The organism is Bradyrhizobium sp. USDA 4449, assembly GCF_054056275.1.
This window is the reverse complement of sequence record NZ_JBSRYD010000001.1, coordinates 5,132,778-5,155,405: the sequence shown is the minus strand read 5'-3', so window position 1 is coordinate 5,155,405 and position 22,628 is coordinate 5,132,778. Positions and strand designations below refer to the sequence as shown.

The 22,628-nt window shown below is 62.7% G+C and carries 19 protein-coding genes and 1 pseudogene; 10 read left to right on the top strand and 10 right to left on the bottom strand.

The annotated features are described in order from the left end of the window. Positions 1-1,551, top strand: coding sequence for an efflux transporter outer membrane subunit (locus tag ACVIIW_RS23915; RefSeq protein ID WP_456702980.1), 1,551 nt, complete (start codon positions 1-3; stop codon positions 1,549-1,551). Positions 1,552-1,586: 35 nt separating this feature from the next. Here ACVIIW_RS23915 and ACVIIW_RS23910 read toward each other — a convergent pair whose 3' ends face one another. Continuing rightward, the gene (locus ACVIIW_RS23910) at positions 1,587-1,859 is read right to left on the bottom strand and encodes a hypothetical protein (protein ID WP_456702979.1); all 273 of its coding nucleotides are present in this window, start codon (positions 1,857-1,859) and stop codon (positions 1,587-1,589) included. Between the two features lie 103 nt (positions 1,860-1,962). On the opposite strand from ACVIIW_RS23910, the gene ACVIIW_RS23905 reads away from it, so the two are divergent. Together ACVIIW_RS23905 and ACVIIW_RS23900 are read left to right on the top strand one after the other, a co-directional pair. Next, positions 1,963-2,268, top strand: a complete 306-nt coding sequence (locus tag ACVIIW_RS23905) for a hypothetical protein (protein ID WP_456702978.1) — start codon at positions 1,963-1,965, stop codon at positions 2,266-2,268. A 29-nt stretch (positions 2,269-2,297) separates the two neighbouring features. Continuing rightward, positions 2,298-3,293: an alpha/beta hydrolase family protein gene (locus ACVIIW_RS23900; protein ID WP_456702977.1), complete on the top strand. Its 996-nt coding sequence runs from the start codon at positions 2,298-2,300 to the stop codon at positions 3,291-3,293. 352 nt (positions 3,294-3,645) lie between these two features. Here the strand turns inward: ACVIIW_RS23900 and ACVIIW_RS23895 are convergent, their stop codons facing one another. The 5 genes from ACVIIW_RS23895 to ACVIIW_RS23875 all read right to left on the bottom strand — a co-directional run bounded on the left by ACVIIW_RS23895 (position 3,646) and on the right by ACVIIW_RS23875 (position 8,594). Beyond that, the gene (locus ACVIIW_RS23895) at positions 3,646-3,990 is read right to left on the bottom strand and encodes a YunG family protein (protein WP_456702976.1); all 345 of its coding nucleotides are present in this window, start codon (positions 3,988-3,990) and stop codon (positions 3,646-3,648) included. A 71-nt stretch (positions 3,991-4,061) separates the two neighbouring features. After that, positions 4,062-5,150 carry a TRAP transporter substrate-binding protein gene (locus ACVIIW_RS23890; RefSeq protein WP_456702975.1) on the bottom strand — a complete coding sequence of 363 codons (1,089 nt, stop codon included), beginning with the start codon at positions 5,148-5,150 and terminating at the stop codon, positions 4,062-4,064. Between the two features lie 464 nt (positions 5,151-5,614). After that, a complete protein-coding gene (locus ACVIIW_RS23885; RefSeq protein ID WP_456702974.1) occupies positions 5,615-6,706 on the bottom strand; it encodes a TRAP transporter substrate-binding protein in 1,092 nt (363 codons plus the stop codon). Between the two features lie 196 nt (positions 6,707-6,902). Beyond that, positions 6,903-8,045: an Mrp/NBP35 family ATP-binding protein gene (locus tag ACVIIW_RS23880; RefSeq protein WP_456702973.1), complete on the bottom strand. Its 1,143-nt coding sequence runs from the start codon at positions 8,043-8,045 to the stop codon at positions 6,903-6,905. 108 nt (positions 8,046-8,153) lie between these two features. Beyond that, positions 8,154-8,594 (bottom strand): VOC family protein, encoded by a 441-nt coding sequence (locus ACVIIW_RS23875; protein ID WP_456702972.1) that lies wholly within the window; start codon positions 8,592-8,594, stop codon positions 8,154-8,156. Between the two features lie 192 nt (positions 8,595-8,786). Between ACVIIW_RS23875 and ACVIIW_RS23870 the strand changes: the two genes are divergently transcribed. From ACVIIW_RS23870 to ACVIIW_RS23850, 5 genes are all read left to right on the top strand, one after another. Beyond that, a complete protein-coding gene (locus tag ACVIIW_RS23870) occupies positions 8,787-9,659 on the top strand; it encodes an NAD(P)-dependent oxidoreductase (RefSeq protein WP_456702971.1) in 873 nt (290 codons plus the stop codon). A 12-nt stretch (positions 9,660-9,671) separates the two neighbouring features. Beyond that, positions 9,672-10,949: a sodium:proton antiporter NhaD gene (gene nhaD / locus ACVIIW_RS23865; protein WP_456702970.1), complete on the top strand. Its 1,278-nt coding sequence runs from the start codon at positions 9,672-9,674 to the stop codon at positions 10,947-10,949. Between the two features lie 138 nt (positions 10,950-11,087). Next, positions 11,088-12,683: a sensor histidine kinase gene (locus ACVIIW_RS23860; protein WP_456702969.1), complete on the top strand. Its 1,596-nt coding sequence runs from the start codon at positions 11,088-11,090 to the stop codon at positions 12,681-12,683. Between the two features lie 43 nt (positions 12,684-12,726). Next, the gene (locus ACVIIW_RS23855) at positions 12,727-12,930 is read left to right on the top strand and encodes a DUF1289 domain-containing protein (RefSeq protein ID WP_456702968.1); all 204 of its coding nucleotides are present in this window, start codon (positions 12,727-12,729) and stop codon (positions 12,928-12,930) included. A gap of 28 nt (positions 12,931-12,958) precedes the next feature. Next, a complete protein-coding gene (locus ACVIIW_RS23850) occupies positions 12,959-13,513 on the top strand; it encodes a TIGR02281 family clan AA aspartic protease (protein WP_456702967.1) in 555 nt (184 codons plus the stop codon). On the opposite strand, the gene dusA is transcribed toward ACVIIW_RS23850, so the two are convergent. Beyond that, on the bottom strand, positions 13,510-14,562 hold the full coding sequence (gene dusA / locus ACVIIW_RS23845; protein WP_456702966.1) for a tRNA dihydrouridine(20/20a) synthase DusA: 1,053 nt from the start codon (positions 14,560-14,562) through the stop codon (positions 13,510-13,512). The two genes, ACVIIW_RS23850 and dusA, sit on opposite strands and share 4 nt — an antisense overlap. Before the next feature lie 406 nt (positions 14,563-14,968). Here dusA and ACVIIW_RS23840 point away from each other — a divergent pair. Continuing rightward, positions 14,969-15,232, top strand: a pseudogene (locus tag ACVIIW_RS23840) (hypothetical protein); the annotation flags it as partial. Positions 15,233-15,483: 251 nt separating this feature from the next. Here ACVIIW_RS23840 and ACVIIW_RS23835 read toward each other — a convergent pair. Genes ACVIIW_RS23835 through ACVIIW_RS23825 form a run of 3 tightly spaced genes read right to left on the bottom strand, consistent with a single transcriptional unit; the run spans position 15,484 to position 19,119 of the window. Next, positions 15,484-16,812: an MFS transporter gene (locus ACVIIW_RS23835; RefSeq protein ID WP_456705250.1), complete on the bottom strand. Its 1,329-nt coding sequence runs from the start codon at positions 16,810-16,812 to the stop codon at positions 15,484-15,486. 22 nt (positions 16,813-16,834) lie between these two features. Next, the gene (locus tag ACVIIW_RS23830; RefSeq protein WP_456702965.1) at positions 16,835-17,749 is read right to left on the bottom strand and encodes a DUF1932 domain-containing protein; all 915 of its coding nucleotides are present in this window, start codon (positions 17,747-17,749) and stop codon (positions 16,835-16,837) included. Between the two features lie 2 nt (positions 17,750-17,751). Further along, on the bottom strand, positions 17,752-19,119 hold the full coding sequence (locus ACVIIW_RS23825; RefSeq protein ID WP_456702964.1) for an MFS transporter: 1,368 nt from the start codon (positions 19,117-19,119) through the stop codon (positions 17,752-17,754). Positions 19,120-19,309: 190 nt separating this feature from the next. Here ACVIIW_RS23825 and ydiJ point away from each other — a divergent pair, with 190 nt between their 5' ends. Continuing rightward, positions 19,310-22,342 carry a D-2-hydroxyglutarate dehydrogenase YdiJ gene (ydiJ, locus tag ACVIIW_RS23820; protein ID WP_456702963.1) on the top strand — a complete coding sequence of 1,011 codons (3,033 nt, stop codon included), beginning with the start codon at positions 19,310-19,312 and terminating at the stop codon, positions 22,340-22,342. Positions 22,343-22,628 lie beyond the last annotated feature (286 nt).

Below are 22,628 nucleotides of genomic sequence, written 5' to 3'. Positions count from 1 at the left end.
ATGCGTCGCGTGACAGCCTTGGGCCGTCTCATCCGCGGACTCGCAACGGGTGGCGCAAGCCTTTGGCTCGCGAGCTGCGCCGTGGGGCCCGATTTCAGCCCGCCGCCGGCCCCCGACGTCTCGCGATACACGCCGGAGCCGACCGCATCGCCGCGCAGCGATGCCGGCGGGCCGGGCGTGCCGCGGCAACGCTTTGTCGATGGTGCCGACATCCCGACGCGGTGGTGGGCGGCGTTCCGCTCCGCACCGCTCAACGAGCTGATCCGCCTGTCGGTGGACCATAATCCGTCCTTGCAGGCGGCCGAGGCCGCGATCAGGGTCGCCAATTTCAACGCGCTGGCACAGCGCGGCCTGTTCTTTCCGCAGGTCGGCGTCAACTACACGCCGTCCGACCAGCAGACGTCGAACAATTTCAACTCCAACCCGGTCGTTTCACCGCAGACCCGCTATACGCTGCATACTGCCCAGCTCAACATCAGCTTTACACCCGACGTCTGGGGCCAGAACATCCGCGCGGTCGAGAGCCTCGATGCACAGACCGAACAGGCGCAATTCCAGCTCGAAGCCGCCTATCTCGCACTGAGCGCCAACGTCGTAACCGCGGCGATCCAGGAGGCCTCGCTGCGCGGACAGATCGCGGCTATCGAGCGCATCATCAAGATCGAGCGCGACATTCTCGCCATACTCAGGAATCAGTTCAGCGCCGGCCAGGCGGCCCAGGTCGACGTGCTGGCGCAGGAGGCGACGCTCGCCCAGTCCGAGCAGACCTTGCCGCCACTCCAGAAGCAGCTCGCGGTACAGCGCGATCTCCTCACCGCATTGGCCGGGCAGTTCTCCGCCGACGAGGTGCTGCAGAAGTTCAACCTGCAAACTCTCACCCTGCCGGCCAATCTCCCCGTGAGCCTGCCCAGCACGATGGTGGGGCAGCGCCCGGACGTGCGGGCAGCCGAGGCCAACATGCATTCAGCCAGCGCGCTGGTCGGCGTCGCGATCGCCGCGCGATTGCCCAATCTGACATTGTCCGCCAATCCCGGCAGCAGCGCCTTCAAGGCGGCCGAGTTGTTCACACAGGGGACGCTCTTCTATACGGTCGCGGCGAGCGCGACCCAGCCGCTATTCGATGGCCTCACGCTGTATCACAAGCAGAAGGCGGCCGAAGCCACCCTCGAGCAGGCGGAGGCGCTTTACCGGCAAACTGTGATCACGGCGATGCAGAACGTCGCCGACGCGCTCCGCAGCCTGCAGGCCGATGCCCGCGCGGTTCAGGCCGCAATCAAGGCGGAGAACGCCGCCAAGGCCAGCCTCGATATCATCCAGAAGCAGCTCGTGCTCGGCCAGGTTAATCAGGTCATCGTGCTGAACGCGCAGCAGATCTATTTGAACGCCGCGATCGCCCGCGTGCAGGCGGTGGCGACGCGCCTCTCGGACACGGCGGCCCTGTTCCTGGCGCTCGGCGGTGGCTGGCCGGCCCAATGCACGACGACGGATTGGCGCAGCTGCGTGCTGGCGGACGCCTCCCCGGCCCCCATTCAGGTCAGTGAAACCAGGTGAAAGCGACGACTTTGCCGACGGACCGCGCGGAGCGCTTACCAGATAACAAGCGCGCAAAGCAGCGCCAGCGGCACGACGGCCACTCCGATGGGAACCCATTTGCCCATGTCGGTCGGATTCTTCGGGTACTGAAAAATCTGAACCCCGAGAAAAATGCAGACGGTCACGCCGATGATGAAGCGAATCATATCGGACGGCGTGTCATAAGCCGTCCACAAGCTCTCGCTCTGGGGCGTGGCAACGCGGAAGGTGACCACGATCACGACCAGAAGGAAGAGCGTCCGCAGAGCGAGACCGAGCAACCGCATTTATGTCATCCAGCGCCGAGCCGAATCTTAGCACAGGCCAATGAGGTCGTCATGTCGCAGCGCGAAACAGTGGCGCTTCACTGCATCCCCCGGAGATCAGGACATGGTCAATTTGTTCGTTGGCGTTATCAACGTCGCACTGCTCGCGGCTGGCGGCTCCGCCGTCCATCACGATGATCAGCCGCCGACCGTCGCGGTACGGATGGTGTGCGACCAGAACTGCAATTGCTGGCCGACGCGCTATCGGGAGCGCCGGCCACTTCTCGCCGACCGCCCCGATCTGGCCTGTCCGCCGCGGCCAAAAGACCGCCCTGCCCTCGGCTATTACAATGGCCACTACCGCACCGGACCTGCAACGGGCGCCGGATTTGACCGCCTCGGTAACAGCGAATTGCCGTTCCCGTTCTGAAGCCTCCGGGTCCCCGACAGCAGTAACGCATGCAAATCATCAAGTTCGCGCTGGCCGCCGCCGTCTGCGTGACGGCGACACTGGCCCACGCCGCCGGCTTTCGCCTCGTCGACGTACCCGCCGCGGCCGGCGCTCCAGCGATCCAAGCGGCGGTGTGGTCGCCCTGCCGTGAGCCCGTGGGCGAGGTCCAGCTTCGCGCCTTGACCCTAGCTGCGACGCAGGACTGCGCCGTCTCGGGTGAGAAGCTGCCGATGATCGTGATCTCGCATGGCTATGGCGGAGGCTTCACCGGGCACCACGACACGGCCGAGGTGCTCGCGGATGGCGGATTCGTCGTCGTCGCGCTCAGTCATCCGGTCGATGCAGGCAGCGGCGACATGAGCCGCGCGGACACGCTCGCCGCGTTCACGGAGCGGCCGGCGGACATCACGCGGCTGATCGACTACATGCTCACTTCATGGCCTGATCAGGCGAAACTCGACCCGGAGCATATCGGCTTCTTTGGCTTCTCGCGCGGCGGCTACACCGGCCTGGTCGTCGCGGGCGGCAATCCCGATCTGCGAAAGATGTCGGCCTTGTGCCCGGAGAGCGCTCCGAACCCCGGCTGTGCCGAGCTGCGAAAGTCTGGATTTCCGACGCCGGCATTTGCGCATGACCAGCGCATCAAGGCCCTGGTCATTGCCGATCCCGCCTTCGGCCCGTTGTTCGACCCTGATGGTTTGAAGGAGGTGACGGTCCCGATCCAGCTCTGGGCTTCGGCGCTCAGCGGAGAAGACCAGACCGGCGGCGAAGTCACGCTGGATTACGTCGCCACGATCGTGCGCGACCTGCCGGTCAAGCCCGACTTTCATCTGGTGCAAAATGCCGGCCACTTTGCATTCCTACCGCCTTGCACGCCGGCGCTCGCGAAGAAGCGTCCCAATCTCTGCACCGACAGGCCCGGCTTCGATCGCGTCGCATTCCACAACGAACTCGATGCGGCCACGCTGGCGTTCTTCCGGCAGCATCTGAGACCGGCAAGGTGAGACGAGCGGCCTATGACCGGCACGCGCCGGCTACCCTAAATACTTAGCCTCTACGAAGTCGGGCGGCGCGATGTGTCCTCGCTCCGGAAAAACAGCCGGGGCAGCGCCGAGGGCACGCCAAACGATAATCCGATGAATGCGAGAAACAGGTCGAGATAACTGGGGGGCATTGGTGTAGCTCCGTGGTTGCGGGCGCTCCCGGTGCAATTTTCTGATTGCTCGCAATATGCTCCGATATTCATCTCAGGACAATAATAACATTGCTCTCGGTGCAATATCATGGGCGCCGGAGGCCGCCCGCGCATTCAGCTCGGTATTCGGTGGAAGGCGAGCGTAGATCCTACGCCGCAACTCATTTGGAACGATGCTCCCGAAAAGCGGCTCTGAGCTCGGCCAACTGGCCGCTCGTCGCTCCCCGCTCCGCCTCGGTCCGATTGGCCGGAAAATCCATGTAAGCGATCGGCCGATCGAACTGGCTGTCCGTGAAGTCGTATCGCCGCCCCTTGATCCTGTTGTAGAAATGATCGCCGGCCGGGAGCGGCGTCTTCAGCAGATCGCCACCGAAGAGCTCATGAATGAGCAGCGCCGTGACGTTGCATTGCCCGGCCGCGGGATTGTCCGGAGTCCATTGGCCGGCTGTCGACGGCGACCATGCCCTGCGCAGCGCGCTCTGAATCTCGGCGGGGTCAAAGCTCATTGTCAGTTCAACGATCGTTGCAAAGACCCCGGAGCTCTCGCTCCGGGGTCCACAGTCGCGAGATGCCGCGATCAGCTCTGCGCGTGCCGCGCCATGAAGACGTCGTAGCCGACCTCGGCGACCTGGAACCAGGCGTAGCCGTCGCTGGAGAATTTTGCGAGGCTGTCGTGGACCTTCTTGAAGTTCGCGTTGGTCGCGCCGACTTCGGCGTGCAGCTCCTTCGCCGCCTTGTAGCAGGCGTCCATGATCGGTGGCGAGAACGCGTGCAGCTTGGTGCCGCTGGCGAGCAGCTTCTTCAGCGCCAGCGGATTGGCCTGGTCGTAGCGCGCCATCATGTAGTTGTTGGCGGTGTGGCCGGCCTGCTCGAGCACGCTCTGGTAATATTTCGGCAGCGCGTTCCATTTGTCGAGGTTGACGAAGGCGAGCAGCATCGGCCCGCCTTCCCACCAGCCGGGATAGTAGTAGTGCGGCGCGATCTTGTAGAATCCGAGCTTCTCGTCGTCATAGGGGCCGACCCATTCGGCGGCGTCGATGGTGCCCTTCTCCAGCGCCGGATAGATGTCGCCGCCGGCGAGCTGCTGCGGCACCACGCCGAGCTTCTGGAGCACACGGCCGGCGAAGCCGCCGATGCGGAATTTCATGCCGCTGAGATCCGCGGGCGTGTTGATCTCTTTCCTGAACCACCCGCCCATCTGGCAGCCGGTGTTGCCCGCCAGCAGCGAGATGACGTTGTAGCTTTTGTAGAACTCGTTGAGCACCTCGCGCCCACCACCCTGCATGTACCAGGCCTGGTTGATGCGCATGTTCGGGCCGAAGGGCACCGACGAGCCGAAGGTGAAGGTCGGGTCCTTGCCGAAATAATAGTATGATGCGGTGTGGCCGATCTCGCACGTCGCGTTCTGCACGGCGTCCAGCACTTGAAGGCCTGGCACGATCTCGCCGGCCGCAAAAGTCTGGATCTGGAATTTGTTGTCGGTCGCTTCCGCAACCATCTTGCTCATCATCTCGGCGCCGCCATAGAGTGTGTCGAGCGATTTCGGCCAGCTTGTCGGCATGCGCCATTTGATCTCCGGCATCGACTGCGCGATCGCAGGAGCCGCGAGCGTGGCGGCACCGGCCGCAGCAAGTCCCGTGACCTTGATGAAGTCTCTTCTTTTCATGGTTTCCTCCCCCTGGTGTAACGGTGATTGTGAGCCTTCTTGCCGAGGCTTGGAACGGAGCATGACGCAGCGACGCGCCGAACGCCATCGTGATCGCACTGCGGCAAAGAAAAAGCCGGTCTCTACACGGGGCCAGGCCGCCCGGTCTTGCGACTAAAGCCTCAGAGGTGCGCGCCGAAGCTCATCGTCCCGAACATCGCGCCCCACAAAATTCGGATTAAGCGATTATGGATACATGCCACTGTTTTGCCCGACGGGTCAAGCTCAACTCCATCCAGACGTCATCGCGATCGAAGCGAAGCAGGCCAGAGGCAGCATCCACTGCTGCAACGTGCGCTCGTAGGCGTCTACTGTGCATGGGGTTGTTTTGCGGATCTTGAATGCGCCCTGCCACATCGCCGATAAAAAAGGCCCGGCCTCGCGAACGAGGCCGGGCCATTCAGTCCGACAGTTTCAGCCGAAGATCAGCCGCGGGTGCGCGAGCGGATCATGAAGCTGTCGTAGGTGTATTCGGCGACCTGCCACCACAGATATTCGTCGGAGCGGTAGGCCTGCATGGCGTCGATCGACTTCTTGAAATCGGCGTTCTTCGCCGAGATCTCGCCCCACAGCTCGTTGGTCGCCTTGAGGCAGGCCTCGAGCACTTCGTTGGTGAAGGGGCGGAGCTGGGTGCCGCCCGCGACCAGACGCTTCAACGCGGCCGGGTTCTGCATGTCGTAGCGCGCGGCCATCCAGCTGTTGGCGTTGGCCGTCGCGTTGGTGAGGATCGCCTGGTAGTTCTTCGGCAGCGCATTCCATTTGTCGAGGTTGGTGAAGGCGTGGACCATCGGACCGCCTTCCCAGAAGCCCGGATAGTAATAGTACTTGGCGACCTTGGCGAAGCCGAGCTTCTCGTCATCGTACGGACCGACCCACTCGGCCGCGTCGATGGTGCCCTTCTCCAGCGCTGGATAGATGTCGCCGCCGGCGAGCTGCTGGGGCACCACGCCGACCTTCTGAAGCACCTGGCCGGCAATGCCGCCGATGCGGAATTTCAGGCCGGACAGATCCGCAACGGTCTTGATCTCCTTGCGGAACCAACCACCCATCTGGGTGCCGGTGTTGCCGCAGGGGAATCCGATCACGTTCGACTTCTTGAAGAACTCGTTGCCGAGCTGCTCGCCGCCGCCCTGGTACCACCAGGAGTTCTGCTGGCGCGCGTTGAGGCCGAACGGCACCGAGGCGTAGATTGCCCAGGTCGGGTCCTTGCCGACATAGTAATACGACACCGTGTGGCACATCTCGACCGTGCCGTTCGAAGTCGCGTCGAGCGCCTGCAGGCCGGGGACGATCTCGCCGGCCGCAAACACCTGGATCTGGAATTTGTTGTCGGTCATCTCGGCGACGTACTTCGCCACCTGTTCGCCGCCGCCATAGATGGTATCGAGCGACTTCGGGAAGCTCGACGTCATGCGCCACTTGATCTCGGGCAAGGACTGCGCAATCGCCGGCGAGGCCACCGCGGCTGACGCCGCCGCACCCGCTGCCGACACTTTCAGGAAATCACGACGCTTCATCTTCAGGTCTCTCCTTGTTGGGGCGTTTCCCCGAACTTCCTCTTTGGTGCCGCGCATTCCGGCGACGCGGGGCCCAGCCTGCGTCAAACCGAAGGGGGCTTCGCTGCGGTCGGCGTTTAACACGGAAGCCACTTCCGCGGAACGCGACAATGGCATGACGGGGGGCGACGAAAGTCGCATGTCCCCAGCAATCGCTTCATGCCGCTGCGATGACGCCCTTGAGCTGGTCGCGGACCTGTCCCGCGATGGCGCGGTAGATCGCCGCATGGGGCCCATCAGGCTCGCTGTCGACGACGGGATTGCCGGCGTCCGAGGTGGCGCGAATCGCCATGTGCAGCGGGATCTCGCCCAGGAATGGTACTCCGAGCTTCTCCGCCTCGTGGCGCGCCCCGCCATGGCCGAAGATGTCCGATTTCGTGCCGCAATGCGGACACTGGAAGTAGCTCATGTTCTCGACGATGCCGAGCACGGGCACGTTGACCTTCTTGAACATCGCAAGCCCGCGCCGCGCGTCGATCAAGGACAGGTCCTGCGGGGTCGAGACGATGACGGCCCCCTTGAGCGGCACGTTCTGCGCCAGCGTGAGCTGGGCATCGCCCGTGCCCGGCGGCATGTCGACGACGAGCACGTCGAGCGTGCCCCACGCGACGTCACGCAGCATCTGCGTCACCGCCGACATCACCATCGGGCCGCGCCAGATCATCGCGGTCTCTTCCTCGACCAGGAAGCCGATCGACATGATGGCAAGGCCGAAGCGCCGCAGCGGAATCATCTTGCGCTCACCGTCCAGCTCCGGCTTCTCGTGCAGGCCCGTCAGACGGGGCACCGAGGGGCCGTAGATATCGGCGTCGAGCAACCCGACCTTGAGCCCGAGGTCGCGAAGGCCCAGCGCCAGATTGAGCGCGGTCGTCGACTTGCCGACGCCGCCCTTGCCGGAAGCCACCGCGATCACGGCCGCCACGCCCGGAATCTCGGACTGCCGCGCCATCGGCGATTGGGCGCCGCCCTGCGGCGGCGGCTTGTGGGCGTGGACCGGCTGCACGCCGGGGGTGCCACGGCCCGGCTGCGGAGACGGCGGCGGTGCAGCGCCCGCCTTGCGCTCGGCGGTCAGAGCGACCATCACGGTGGTGACACCGGGCAAGGCGCGCACGGCGGCCTCGGCTTCGGCGCGGACGGATTCCCAGGCCCGAGCCTCGGCGGCATCGACATTGATCGAGAAGAACACCTTGCCCTCGGAAGCGCTGATCGCGCTCAGCACATTGGCGTTGGTGAGCGCGACCCCGCGCGGCGACTTGATTTTGGCCAGGCTGTCGAGGACCTGTTGCTGCGTCACGCTCAAAGCGCATCTCCCAGAGAGAGCATGATCCGGAAAAGTGTGAAGCGGTTTTCCGGCCCGATCATGCTCAAGACATCAGGATGCCCCATTAGAGCGGAAACGGCCAAAAGGCTACTGCCTGCCGATATCGTCAGCCATCTCGGCGGGCGCGGCCCCCTGCTCCTCCTGGGCCGCCTCGTAATTGAGCTCGATCATGACCCCGTTGGGGTCGTGGACGAAGATCTGCCAGAGTTCGCCCCCGGGCACTTGGCGGGCGTCAAATTTCATGCCCTTGGACGCCAAACGCTCCTTCATGCCGTCGAAGCCACGACTGGCGAAGGCGACGTGGTGGACAACGCCGGAATCCGGCTTCTGTGGCTCGGAGGTCGGGGAAATATCGACGAGGTGCACCACCGGCTTGCCCTCGCTGTACATCCAGGCCCCCGGGAAGGCGAAATTCGGCCGGGCGCCTTTTTCGAGGCCCAGCACCTCCTCGTAGAAGCGGACCGTCTCAGCCAGATTCCGGGTCCGGATGTTGAAATGATCGAGCACGCCAACACTCACGCCGCCCATGCTTCACTCCCTTTTTTATGCAAGTCCTTGAGGTCCGCCATCCTAGCACAGGAGGCCGCCAAACGAAGCCGTTGCCCTCCGCCCTTAAGGGTTTATGGTGCGCGCGTTCCCCATCAGGCGGAACCCAAGCACCCCCGGCTGGCGTCCCCCCGCCCGGCTGCAACCGTAAAACTCAAGCTACGGATACCACACATGGCTAAAGTCGCATTCCTCGGTCTCGGCGTGATGGGCTTCCCCATGGCCGGACACCTCGTGAAAAAAGGGGGCCATGAGGTCACCGTCTACAACCGAACCGCCGCCAAAGCGAAGCAATGGGCGGACAAGTTCGGCGGCAAGACCGCGGCAACCCCAAAGGCTGCGGCCGAAGGCCAGGACTTCGTGATGTGCTGCGTCGGCAACGACAACGATCTGCGCGCGGTCACGATCGGCGCCGACGGTGCCTTTGCCGGCATGAAGAAGGGCGCAACCTTCGTGGACCACACGACCGCTTCGGCCGAGGTCGCGCGCGAGCTCGATGCGGCCGCGACCAAGGCCGGCTTCAAGTTCATCGACGCTCCCGTCTCGGGTGGCCAGGCCGGCGCCGAGAACGGCGTGCTGACGGTGATGTGCGGCGGCGCCCACGATGCCTATGCCGGCGCCGAGCCGATCATCACGGGCGCCTATGCCCGGATGTGCAAGCTGCTGGGGCCCGCCGGAAGCGGCCAGTTGACCAAGATGGTCAACCAGATCTGCATCGCCGGGCTCGTACAGGGTCTCTCCGAGGGTATTCACTTCGCCAAGAAGTCGGGTCTCGACGTCGCGGCCGTGATCGAGACCATCTCCAAGGGCGCGGCGCAATCGTGGCAGATGGAGAACCGCTACAAGACCATGAACGAGGACAAGTACGATTTCGGCTTCGCAGTCGAATGGATGCGCAAGGATCTTTCGATCTCGCTGGCCGAGGCCCGCCGCAACGGCGCCAATCTGCCAGTCACCGCGCTGGTCGACCAGTTCTACGCCGAGGTCGAGAACATGGGCGGCAAGCGTTGGGATACGTCGAGCCTTCTCGCGCGCCTCAATCGCTGACCTGATACTGCCTTGCTGACCGCGATCGCCGCAATCTTCGTCGTGATCTATGCGGCGATCGCGCTCGAGCATCCCCTCGGGATCAGCAAGACCGCAACCGCGCTTCTCGGCGCGGGGCTGCTCTGGACAATCTACGCAGTCACGATCAGCGATCATGCGCTGATCAACCATCAGCTCGACGAAGCCGTCGCTTCGACCGCGCAGATCGTGTTCTTCCTGATTGGCGCAATGACGATCGTCGAGGTGATCGACGCGCATGACGGCTTCGAGGTCATCACCTCGCGCATCAACACCACGAGTCAAGTCGCACTCATGTGGCTGGTCGGCTTCGTCTCGTTCGTTCTGAGCGCGATCCTGGACAATTTGACCACGACGATCGTGATGGTCTCGCTGATCCAGCGGCTGATCGCCCGGCGCGACGACCGCCTGCTGTTCGCCTCTGTCATCGTCATCGCCGCCAATGCCGGCGGCGCGTGGACCGTGATCGGCGACGTCACCACGACCATGCTGTGGATCGGTGGACAAATCACGCCATTGAACATCATGCGCGCGGTGTTCCTGCCCTCGCTGGTCAATCTGCTCGTGCCGCTGGCATTCATCAGCCTGTCGCTCAGGGGCAAGAGCATCGCGGCGCCGCAAAGGGACAGCGGGTTGCTCGCCGTCGTCAGGTTCGAGCGCAACCTGATGTTCTATCTCGGCCTTGGCGTGCTGATCGCGGTGCCAGCGTTCAAGACTGTCACGCATCTGCCGCCCTTCATGGGTGTGCTGCTCGGGCTCGGCCTCGTCTGGCTGGTCGGCGAAATCGTTCACCGCGACAAGGACGAGCATGTACGCCGCCCCCTTTCGCTGGCGCATGCGCTGACCCGGATCGACATGGGTTCGATCGTATTCTTCGTCGGCATTCTGCTGGCGGTCGCCTGCCTCGAACATGCCGGCCTTCTGACGATGCTGGCGAGGTGGCTGGAGGCGAGCATCGGGCGCCAGGACGTCATCGTCGTCGTGCTCGGCCTGCTCAGCGCCCTCGTCGACAACGTGCCTCTGGTGGCCGCGACCATGGGCATGTACGACCTCGCACACTATCCGCCGGACAGCTTCCTCTGGGAGTTCATCGCCTATTGCGCCGGCACCGGCGGCTCGATCCTGATCATCGGATCAGCCGCAGGCGTCGCAGCCATGGGGCTCGAGCGGATCGAGTTCCTCTGGTACGCCCGTCGCATCGCCGTGCCTGCACTTGCGGGCTACCTGGCCGGCGCCGTGGTCTATGTCGCGCAGCATACGTGGCTGCACTGAGTGGCTGCCGCCCGATCGAAATTAACGCCCGGTTAACGTAATTCTTTAGCTCCTTAAGTCACCTCTTAAGGATTTCTTGCCAGAGATAGACAATGCAGAAGGCCCGCGTCCGACGTGGGCAGGAATCGTTGTTGCTTGATGAGTAACCCCGTTGAAAAGCCTGAGGTAGTGCAGCTCCCGGCCGAGCCGGTCAGCGCTCCATCAGCGAGCAGCCGAAGGGCTGCGGCGCAGCGGGTGCGCGAGGCGCGCGACAAGTTAACGTCGACCAGCGGAACCCGACCGGCCTTCGACGCCGAGCTGTTGCGCCAATATGCGCAGACGAGGCTCTCTGCCTCCTATGTCGTGATGCTGCTGGTGGTCGCCACCGGCGTGCTGTTCGGACTATGGATGCAGCCGATCCCGGCCGCGGCCTGGACCGCCGGCATGATTTGCATCCATGCCGCGATGATCCGCAGTTGCAGCCGCTTCCTGGCCGAGCCTGCCTCGCCCACCGCAACGCGCGCCTGGCGGACACGCTTTGTCGTGCTCGACCTGCTCCATGGCCTGTGCTGGATGGCGATCCTGATCCATCCCGTGCTCGACACCGTCACGGAAACATTGATGATGTTCCTGATGCTGCTGGTGATCGCAGTGTCGAGCATGCTCGCCGCCAATCTGCCGATCGCAGCTCTCGCCGCGACCGCGCCCGTTGCGGTCGCGATGGCCTTGAGCTTCGCGATGAGCGGCTCACTCGACAACTACATCCTGGCGGCCCTCGCGCTCGGCGCCGAAGGCTATTTCGTGCTGCTGGCGCATCGCCTGCACTCCTCGACCTTCGCTACGCTCGAGGCGCGCGCAGAGAAGGACGCGTTGATCGGAGAGCTCGAACAGGCCAAGGCGATCTCGGACGAAGCCCGCCACCGTGCCGAGTCGGCCAACGTGGCTAAATCGCGTTTCCTCGCGCAAATGAGCCATGAATTGCGCACGCCGCTCAATGCCATTCTCGGCTTCTCCGAGGTGATGAAGAGCGAGATCTTTGGCGCGCATGCGGTGCCGGTCTACAAGGAATATTCGGCGGACATCCATAATTCCGGCGTGCACCTGCTCAACCTCATCAACGAGATCCTCGACCTGTCGCGGATCGAGGCCGGGCGCTATGAATTGAACGAGGAGGCGGTGTCGCTGGTGGGCATCGTCGCCGACTGCCATCATCTCATGAAGCTGCGCGCCTCCAGCCGCGGCATCACCATCCACGAGGTGTTCGAGCAGGCCATGCCGCGGCTTTGGGCCGACGAGCGTGCGATCCGCCAGGTCGTGCTCAACCTGCTCTCCAACTCGATCAAGTTCACGCCGCAAGGCGGCGAGATCTGGCTCAAGGCTGGCTGGACGGCGTCAGGCGGACAGTATCTGTCGGTGAAGGATTCCGGTTCTGGCATCCCGCAAGACGAGATCCCGGTCGTGCTCGCCTCGTTCGGCCAGGGTTCAAACTCGATCAAGTCGGCCGAACAGGGCGCAGGCCTCGGCCTGCCCATCGCCAAGAACCTGATCGATCTGCATGGCGGCACATTCACGCTGAAATCGAAGCTCCGCATCGGCACCGAGGTGATCGTCACCTTCCCGCCGGAGCGCGTGATGAGCGCGCTGGCGCCGCTATCGGAGGATGCGCCGCCGCTCCAGCCCGAGAGTTCCATGCTCCCGGACGAGAAGCGCAGGCCGCGCCACAAGCCGATCATGAGCGCGGGGACGGGATCGTAGCACATGCTTGCAGAGATGCCCGCCGATCCCCCACTATATCCCCATGAGCAAAGAAACGCCGTGCGTCGCCGTCTGCATGATCGATCCCAGGACCAAGCTGTGCTTCGGCTGCGGCCGGACCTTGCCGGAGATCGCGCGGTGGCACGCGATGGAAAGCGCCGAACGGCTCGCACTCATGGCTTTGCTGCCGGCGCGCATGGCGGATGCGGGCTTGCAGCCGATCGCGGGATCGCCGAAGCGCGCCTGACCAGCTTGCGTGCAATCGGAGGCGCGCGATGATCCGCTTTCTGCTCGTTCTCATGATGCTTGCCGGCACGGCCGGCGCCGTCGTCGCCTATGGCGATCCCGATCAGATCGCGCGGGCCAGCCACAAGGTCTCGCACATGTTTCGTGCACAGACGGCGACGCCCGCTCCTGCCGTACAGATCGAGCGCGGCCAGGGCGGCGAGTTCGCGCTGCGCGCCAAGATCAACGGCGTGGCTGCTCCGATGGTGATCGACACCGGTGCGACGTCGGTGGTGCTGACCTGGGAGACCGCGAAGGCGATCGGGCTGCCGCTCGAGATGCTCGAATACGACGTCGACCTCGAAACCGCGGGCGGTCACACCAAGGCGGCGCGGCTCACGATCGACCGGCTCGCCGTCGGCCATCTCGTCGAGAAATCGGTGCCGGCTCTCGTGGTCCAGCGTGGGCAGATGAAGACCAATCTGCTCGGCATGAGCTTCCTTGATCGCCTCGAGAGCTGGGGTGTGCGGTCCGATAAGCTGATGCTCACCGGCTATCCGGAACTTCAGGCCAGCCATCGCCGCTCCCGCACGGCGGTCGATTAGACGCGCTCCGGGGCGCCCTCTGTCCGCGCGCAGTCACTCCAATTTTGAGAGTCATTGAACACGGCAGCTTGCTCCGCCGGCGCACGGGCCCCGACTCTTGCGATCGCATCGCGCAAGACGTCGACGCCGGCTCCCGGCTTCACGCCCTGTTCGGCGAGATGGCGGCGGAAGGCTCGTGCGCCGGGGACAGCATGAAACGCGCCAACGAAATGCCGCGTGATGGCGTGCAGGCGCGTGCCGCGTGCGAGCTGCGCCTCGATATAGGGCATCATCGCCTCGAATGCGTCCTGCATGGTCGCATGCGGCGCTGCCTGGCCGAAGATGTCGGAATCGACGGAGAGCAGCCGCCACGGCTCCTGATATGCGGCACGGCCGAGCATTACGCCGTCGACATGATCGAGGTGTGCCTTCGCCTCCTCGACGCTCAGGACACCGCCATTGATGATGACGGGCACGTCAGGCATCGCTCGTTTGAGACGATAGACGCGATCATAGTCCAGCGGCGGAATATCACGGTTCTCCTTCGGCGACAGACCGTTGAGCCAGGCCTTGCGGGCATGCACGATTAGCGTGTCGCAGCCTGAAGCCACGACGGCCCGTGCAAGCGCGTCGAGCGACACGTCCGGATCCTGATCGTCGATGCCGATGCGGCACTTCACCGTGACGGGAATGGCGACCGCGCCCTTCATCGCCTCGACGCACCTTGCCACGAGCTCCGGCTCCGCCATCAGGCAGGCGCCGAAGCGGCCGTCCTTCACGCGATCGGATGGGCACCCGACATTGAGATTGACCTCGTCATAGCCGAACTCCTCGCCGATCCGCGCAGCCTTCGCGAGATCGCCCGGATCCGACCCGCCAAGCTGTAGCGCCACTGGATGCTCGCTCGCGTCGAACCCAAGCAGCCGCTCCCGATCACCATGAATGACGGCCCCGGTGGTCAGCATCTCCGTATAGAGCAGGGCCCGCTTCGACAGATGACGGTGGAACACCCGGCAGTGCCGGTCAGTCCAATCCATCATGGGTGCAACGCAAAAACGATGTACTAACATGCTGATTCTGTTAGCACTTCGGACATCGATCGGTCTATTCGTTTTTCGGGGCGATAGCAGTTCAGATATTCATCGTCGATGCATTCTCTCACTTTTCCAATCGGTTACCGAGATTGCGTGATTGCCTCGCCAGGTCGACTACGGGTCTTTCGGGCCGCCCGGTACCGTTGCGGCACCTGTTGAGTGCGTGCAGTACCGCGCTGATTGCGCCCAACCTTTGTTGATCAATTTGCTTCGGCCGGAAAGTACCGCGCAGCTCTTCACGCGCCTAATTTAGCGCTTTACGGCTTCAACTTCTCGCCTTTGACCAACGGGCAGCCGCCTGTGGACAGCCAGAGCCGATAGAACTCGTCTTTCCGCTCTGTCAGAAACTGGCCGATCTTTTCTTCAGGAGGTCGGCGCGCTGGTGGAAGGTAAGCGCTCGCAGGTTTGGGCCCCCGGCGGAGCGGCCATACCCGATCGGATCTCTCATCTCGATGCCGCCGTTGGGGACGAGCGCGACCGGCTCGCCGGTCACGGCGCTCCGCGCCGCGATCCAATCGGCTGCGTGATCAACCCACTTGGAACGTACGAAGCTCCGCAATTTCATGCTGTTTCTCGCTCGGCACTGCGCGCCGGCCTCGGCGACGAGGTCCGCCTGATCGTCGATGTTAACCAGGGTTGGACCGAGGCCGAATGCATCCGCTTCATGCCCGGGCTGGGGGAATTGGGTGTTGCCCTGATCGAACAACGTGCCGGCGTTCATGGCGCGCGTCGCGGCCCGCACGTCCATCCCGCTGCTGGTCGACGAAGCGGCCTTCACCAAGGAAGAGATCGCCCGCGCAGGCACGATGGGCTGCGGCAGCGTCTACTCGCTGAAGCGAGCGAGGGCCAATTCTCACATGGCGCAGTCTCTATTCGAGACGTCGGTAGCCAGCTCGATCATGGCTTTACAGTCGCAACATCCGTATCCGCCGCGCGTGTCGTGCGCCGGCCGAGCACCAATACGCTGATGGCAGCAACCGCACAGAGCAGCGCAAGCGGCAACATTCCCAAAACGAAACTGCCTGTCCATTGTTTGACGAGGCCGACCACGTTGACCATGAGCCCGCCGCCGATCAGATTAGCGATAGCATTGATGCCAGCGAGACCCGCCGCGAGCGTGCTTGCCGAGAGCCAGCTTGCCGAAAGCGCCCAAAATGGGCCTTTGAAGGCATAAGCCCCAACCAGGCAGCAGGTGACCATTATGATCGTTGGAACGACCGCAGTCCCCGTCAGGCCCAGTGCGGTGAAGCCACCTGCCGCGAGCAAGAGTGGAATAGCGGTGTGCCAGCGACGCTCTACGGTTCCGTCAGAATGCCGTCCCCACAGAACCATCACGACCGTTGCAATGCCATAGGGAATGGCATTGACGAAGCCGGTTTGCAGGTTCGTCAATCCGAACGACTTCAGAAGCTGTGGTTGCCATACCGACAAGACGCTCCCGGTTGCCGACGCACCGGAACAAACAAGCGCCATGACAAGGAAGTACTTGTTTGTCGCCAATTGCCAAAGCGAGAGATGCCCCACCGGCTTGCGCATGGCGGCCTCGGCCTCTATGCGCCCCGTCAGCCACTCCCTCTCTTCGGTCGTGAGCCACGTGGCCTGGGCCGGCTTGTCGGTCAAGACGAACAGACAGGCAAAGCCGAGAAGCACGGTGGGCAATCCCTCCAGAATAAAGAGCCACTGCCAGCCGCGCAGTCCGAGCGCGCCGTCGAGCTCGAGCAGAGTGACGGATAAGGGTGACCCCAGGAACGTCGCAAGCGGAATCGAGACCGTAAAAGTCGCCAAGATACGCGCGCGATATTGCGACGGAAGCCAATAGGTCAGGTAGAGGATTGCGCCGGGAAAGAAACCAGCCTCCGCCGCACCGAGCAAGAACCGCATGGCGTAAAGCGAATGCGGCCCGACAACAAGGGCCATGCACGCCGTCACAAGGCCCCACGTGATCATGATGCGCGCGATCCAGCGTCGGGCGCCCACCTTCTGAAGCGCCAAATTGCTGGGAACTTCAACGAGAAAATACGAGACGAAGAACAGACTCGCGCCGAAACCGAACACTGCCGGAGTAAGGCCGAGATCCTTGTTCATCTGCAGAGCAGCAAAGCCGACGTTGACGCGGTCCAGCAACGCAAAGAAATAGCAGACCATCAAAAAGGGTACGAGGCGCAAGATCACCTTGCGCATCGTCGCCTTTTCAAACTGGTCCAGATCTGTTCGAGCGCTCGCCACTTCCACCTCCCTATCCGTCGCCTTATTCGGCTGCTCTTGCTTTGCTCTGCATCTTCTCGACGATCGCATCGATAGCGATTTTGTAGTTGGCCGGCACAACGCCCTTGAAGTGGTCCTTCAGACCCAAGCTTTCCTTCCACCGCAGGCGGGCCGCGATCGCGCGCGCCATGATTGGCTCGACACCGGCGTCTGCGACGGCATCAGCCGACATTTCAAGCTCCTCCGCGCGGCGCTTGGCGTGGATCACGCCCGACGGAGTGAGGCTGTGGACCGTATCCATGAAGGGCCGCGCGAGCGTCTTGGAAGCGGAGGCAAGGACGACCTCATCGATCCCGTATTGACGGGCTGCCAGCAGCATCTCGTCCGTCAGCGCCTCAATGCCCTTGATGAGGACGGAACGGATAATCTTGATGCCGGATGCAGTGCCGAGAACTGGCCCGGTGAATTCGATCTGCATGCCCCACGGGACGAGCCAATCCCGAACGCGCTCGCCTGCGGGACCACTCGACAGCATGCGCATCGAGTAACCATGAAGCGGCGTTCCCTCGATCGAGCCGTCGCCGAGAAGGGCGCCGCTTGATGCAAGCTTGGCCGCGACGCTCTTCTTGATCTTCGGAGTCGCGGACGCGAAGTCGAGAAAGGTGTGCCGATCCGTGATAAATGGCGCAAAAGCGTCGGCACTTTCGAGCGAAGCGGAACCTGGCGTTACACTGAAGATCAGCTCCGCCGCGTCGGCGAGCTCCTTGTTGGACTTCACAAGCGTAACGCCGGCTGCTTTGGCGCGCTCCTGAATAAGCTCCGCGTAGGGGCCATTGAACGCGTACTTGTCGTAGCAGAAGACTTCTTGCAGGCCGGCTTCGCGCAACCCCTTTCCAAGCGTGCTGCCGATTTCACCGTAGCCGACTAACCCGAGACGAAACTGCTTCTTGTCGCTCATCGTCAAACTCCTTTTGACATAGTGGAAATCGGGTGGACGCCGCCGCCAGCCACTGCCGGCTGCGGTTGTCGGAGACTGATCCCGACGACCCGAATGAGGATCGCGGCCAAGGTCAGAAATGCGCCCACTGAGATCAGTGCCCACGCAAAGCTACCCGTCGACTCGCGGATTTCACCGATAAGGTAGGGACCGACAAAGCCACCAAGATTGCCGATCGAGACAATGAGGGCGATCCCTCCGGCGGCTGCGCTGCCGGTCAGGAAGCTGGATGGTATCGGCCAGAATGTGGATTGGTAACACATGATCCCGACGACCGCGCCGCAGAGAGCTACGATGGAAAGGAGCGCGGAAGATGTCGCCAGACCGCAAGCGACCAGAGAAACGGCGCCCAAAAGGAGGGCCGAGGCCACGAACCAGCTTCGCTCTCCGCCCTTATCCGACAGCCTGGCCCACAACATCATCGCGATGGCACCGCAGATGTAGGGGACAGCAGCGATGAAGCCGACCGTCACAACGCCAAAGCCGAAGCCCTTCAGGATCTGCGGCATCCATAGTCCGAGCCCGACCGAACCAATGATGGCACAGAAATTGACGACCGCGCACACAAGAACGCGCCAATTGGTGAATGCGTCCCTCAATCTCGTGGGATGCTTGGAAGCGATGTACTGACGCTCACTCGCAAGCGCGCTGACGAGCCAGGCGCGCTCCGCTTCGGTCAGCCATTTGGCTTCTTCGGGCTTGTCGGTGAGCGTGAAGAGACAAACGAATCCGAGGACAGTCGCAGGCAGACCCTCGAGGATCAAAAGCCACTGCCAACCGTGTAGTCCAGCAACGCCGTCGAGGGCCAAGAGGGAGCTCGATATCGGCGCTCCGATGATGTTGGCGATCGGGATGCCGAGCAAAAACGCGGCTGTCGCCGTACCGCGCACACGCGCCGGGAACCAGTACGTGAAATAGAGGAATACACCCGGCGTAAAACCAGCCTCACCGAGACCGAGCAGAAAGCGCATGACGCCGAAGCTCGTAGGCCCGACTGCGAACGCGGTGCAGGCCGAGAGCAAGCCCCAGGTAATCAGGATGCGAGCGATCCATTTGCGGGCGCCGACCGCCTGGAGGGCCAGATTGCTCGGCACCTCAGCCAGGAAATAGCCAAAAAAGAAAAGCCCGGCGCTCCACCCGAATTCGGAGTGCGAGATCCCGATGTCCTTGTTCATCGTCAGGCTCGCAATCCCGACGTTCACCCGGTCAAGATAGGCGATGACGTAACAGAGGAGCAGAAACGGCACGATCCGCCAAAGCACCTTGGACAGGATCCGCTCTTGCACCGCGGTAAAATCTGTACCGGTCGACGCGGCAGGACTGCTCGGCATCTACTCCCTCCCTCGGCCGGCGTTACCCCGGCCTGTCCCAAGCCCAATAACTCAAAGAAGGACGACTTGCAAACTTTTTTGAAACGGTGTTTCATTTTGATGGCGTCGGCGATAAAGCGCTCGACTATCGCCTGGGCCCAAGTTTCATGAAAAAGCAGTGCGCTGCGCGGGTTACGGGTAGGAACGCAAAATGCTGCCACGCATTTCCGAGGTACCGACCTCGACTTCCCTGCATATCGATCTCGCAACGGAACTTCGTGTGCGGGGGTTCGAGGGCGACCTTGCGCCGGCATACGGCGACCGGATCGTCTCGGCGACCGACAACTCGATCTACCAGCTTCTTCCGCAACTCCTGATCTTCCCGCGCACGATCGAGGACCTGACGCGCATCGCACGCGCGGTCGGAGATCCGCGCTTCGAGGACATTGTGTTCGCACCGCGGGGCGGCGGGACTGGTACAAATGGTCAGTCGCTGACGAACGGCGTGGTGGTGGACGTCTCTCGCCACATGAACCGGATTCTGGAAATCAATCCGGCGGAGGGCTGGGTGCGGGTGCAGGCTGGGGTCGTGAAGGACCAGCTCAATGCCGCCCTCGCCGGACATGGGCTTTTTTTCCCGCCAGAACTTTCGACCTCCAGTCGGGCTACGATCGGCGGCATGATCAGCACCGATGCGTGCGGCCAGGGTTCCTGCTTGTACGGCAAGACGCGCAATCACGTGCTCGAGCTAACGTGCGTCCTACTGGATGGCACGGTCTGGACGTCGGGGCCGATAGAAGACGAGGAACTTCGGCGGATCCAGCAGCGGAAGGATCGCGTGGGCGCCGTTCACAGGCTGGTCGATACCATTCAGCGCGAGCAATCGGATTTGATTACAGCCCATTTCCCGAAGTTGAACCGTTGTCTCACGGGTTATGATCTGGCGCATATCCGGGACGACGCCGGGCGGTTCAACCTCAATTCGATTCTTTGCGGCAGCGAAGGCACGCTTGCGCTGATTGCGGAAGCAAAACTGAACGTGGTGCCGATTCCAAAACACAGCGCGCTGGTCAACGTGCGCTATGACAGCTTCGATGCCGCCCTGCGGGACGCGCAGGAATTGATGCGGTTTGGGGCGGCCTCAATCGAAACGGTCGACTCGAAGGTGCTGGGCCTTGCACAAGGCGACGTCATCTGGGATTCGGTCCGGCAATACTTCCCGGAGGACAATGGACAACGTGCTACAGGTGTGAACCTGGTCGAATTCGTCGGCAACTCCGAAGCGGAGTTTGAAAATCCAGTTAGCCGGATAACGCAGGCGTTTGCATCAGCGAACCATTCGCATGGGCGGCGCGGCTTCACCGTTGCACGCGGCCACCTCGAGGTGAACGCAATCTGGGAGATGCGAAAGAAATCTGTCGGGCTGCTCGGTAATATGCAGGGCGACAAGCGGCCGATCCCGTTCGTCGAGGACACCGCGGTCCCGCCCGAGCATCTCGCCGACTACATCGCGGAGTTTCGTGCAGCGCTGGATGCCCGCAGGTTGAGCTATGGCATGTTCGGCCACGTGGATGCCGGCGTGCTTCACGTTCGTCCTGCCATCGATATGAAAGATCCACAACAGGAGGTCCTCATTCGAGAGGTGACGGAAGACGTCGTCCGGATCACCAAGAAATACGGCGGCCTCCTGTGGGGGGAACATGGCAAAGGCGTGCGCTCTGAATTCTCGCCGCGCTTCTTCGGACCGCTATATCCCTCGCTACAATCGATCAAGGCAGCGTTCGACCCACGCAATCAGCTTAATCCCGGAAAGATCGCCGCCCCCGAGGGCGGCCATCTGCTCTCGATCGATGGGCTGGTCACGCGAGGACAGCTCGACAGGGCGATCCCCGGTCCAACACGCACCGCCTACGACGAGGCGTTGCATTGCAACGGCAATGGCGCTTGCTTCAATTGGGATCCCGACGAGGCGATGTGCCCATCCTATAAGGCAACGCGCGATCGCCGGCATTCGCCAAAAGGACGGGCTTCCCTCACCCGCGAATGGCTCCGGCAATTGGCCATCACGGGTGTGGATCCCGAAGCCGAAGCCGCTGCCCTGCGACAGGGATCGGGCTGGCGCGACTTGCTGGCCAGAATGCGTAACACCTGGTCGTCCGAAGAAGACTTTTCGCATGAAGTCAAGGATGCGATGGACGGCTGCCTCGCATGCAAATCCTGCAGCGGGCAATGTCCGATCAAGGTGGACGTGCCCACCTTTCGCGCGAAATTTCTCGAACTCTATCACGGGCGCTATCTGCGGCCTGTTCGCGATCACTTGGTGGGATCGCTTGAGGCAATGCTGCCAACGATGAGCAAGATCGGCGGCCTCTATAATCTGGTTCTTGCAACACCCATCGGCCGTCTCGCCATGCGCAGGATTGGGTTGGTTCATACGCCGAAATTCTCGTCTCTATCGATGCGGCGGGAATTGGAAGCGCGCGGGATCAAGGTTGCGAATGCTGATGTGCTCAAGGGCCTTTCCGCCGGAGAGCGCGCGCGGAGTGTGGTGCTGGTTCAGGACGCATTCACCAACTGGTACGACCCAGAGATCGTTTTGGCAGTCCTCGATCTCATGAAGGTCATGGGATTCCAGCCGTATGTGGCGCCCTTCCGTCCCAACGGAAAGCCACTGCATGTCCACGGCTTTCTCGGTGCGTTCATCCGGACCGCGTCCCGCAATGCGGCCATGCTGCGCGACCTCGCCGCTACCGGCGTCGAACTGGTCGGGGTCGACGCATCCATGACGCTGACCTACCGATCCGAATACGGCATGTTGCCGGAAGCCGACCGGCCGCCTCCTGTCCACCTCGTCCAGGAGTGGTTGGCTGGCCACCTCGATGCGATTGCCGAGAGCGCGAAATCCAATGAGGAGTATCTGCTGTTGCCGCATTGCTCGGAGCGCTCGATCGCTTTGACCAGCCTGCGGAGCTGGCAATCGGCCTTTGCTGCTGCAGGCGCCAGCCTGCGCGTTTTGTCGTCGGGATGCTGCGGGATGGCCGGCACCTACGGCCACGAAGCCGAGCACCGCGCCACATCTGAGAAAATCTATGACATGAGCTGGAGGGGCCATGTCGAAAGATGGGCGTCGGGCGGCCGCCTGCTCGCGACCGGCTATTCTTGCCGCTCGCAGGTCAAACTGATCGACCGAGAGAGGTTACGCCATCCGGCGCAGGCCTTGCTGGTCTGCCTGCGCGGGAGCTGATCGCAGCCAACACAACTGCTTCCATACTGACGATAGACAAAATTTCACGGGAGGGAGTAATGGATGCGATGAAAGACTCCGACACGGTGGAACTTGAGAATGGCTGGATGCTCTCGCCGCAGTTAAGGAGCATCGAGAGATTGAGCGAGCCGCGTTTGTCGTCAATACGGTGATCGATGCCGCGGGCGGCGGCGGTCTTCCAATTGAACAAGCGCTGACCACTCCGTACTGCAACGCAATCCCCGTTAGCCAAAAGCCACCGCTGCCGGGCGACCGCGCCATCATG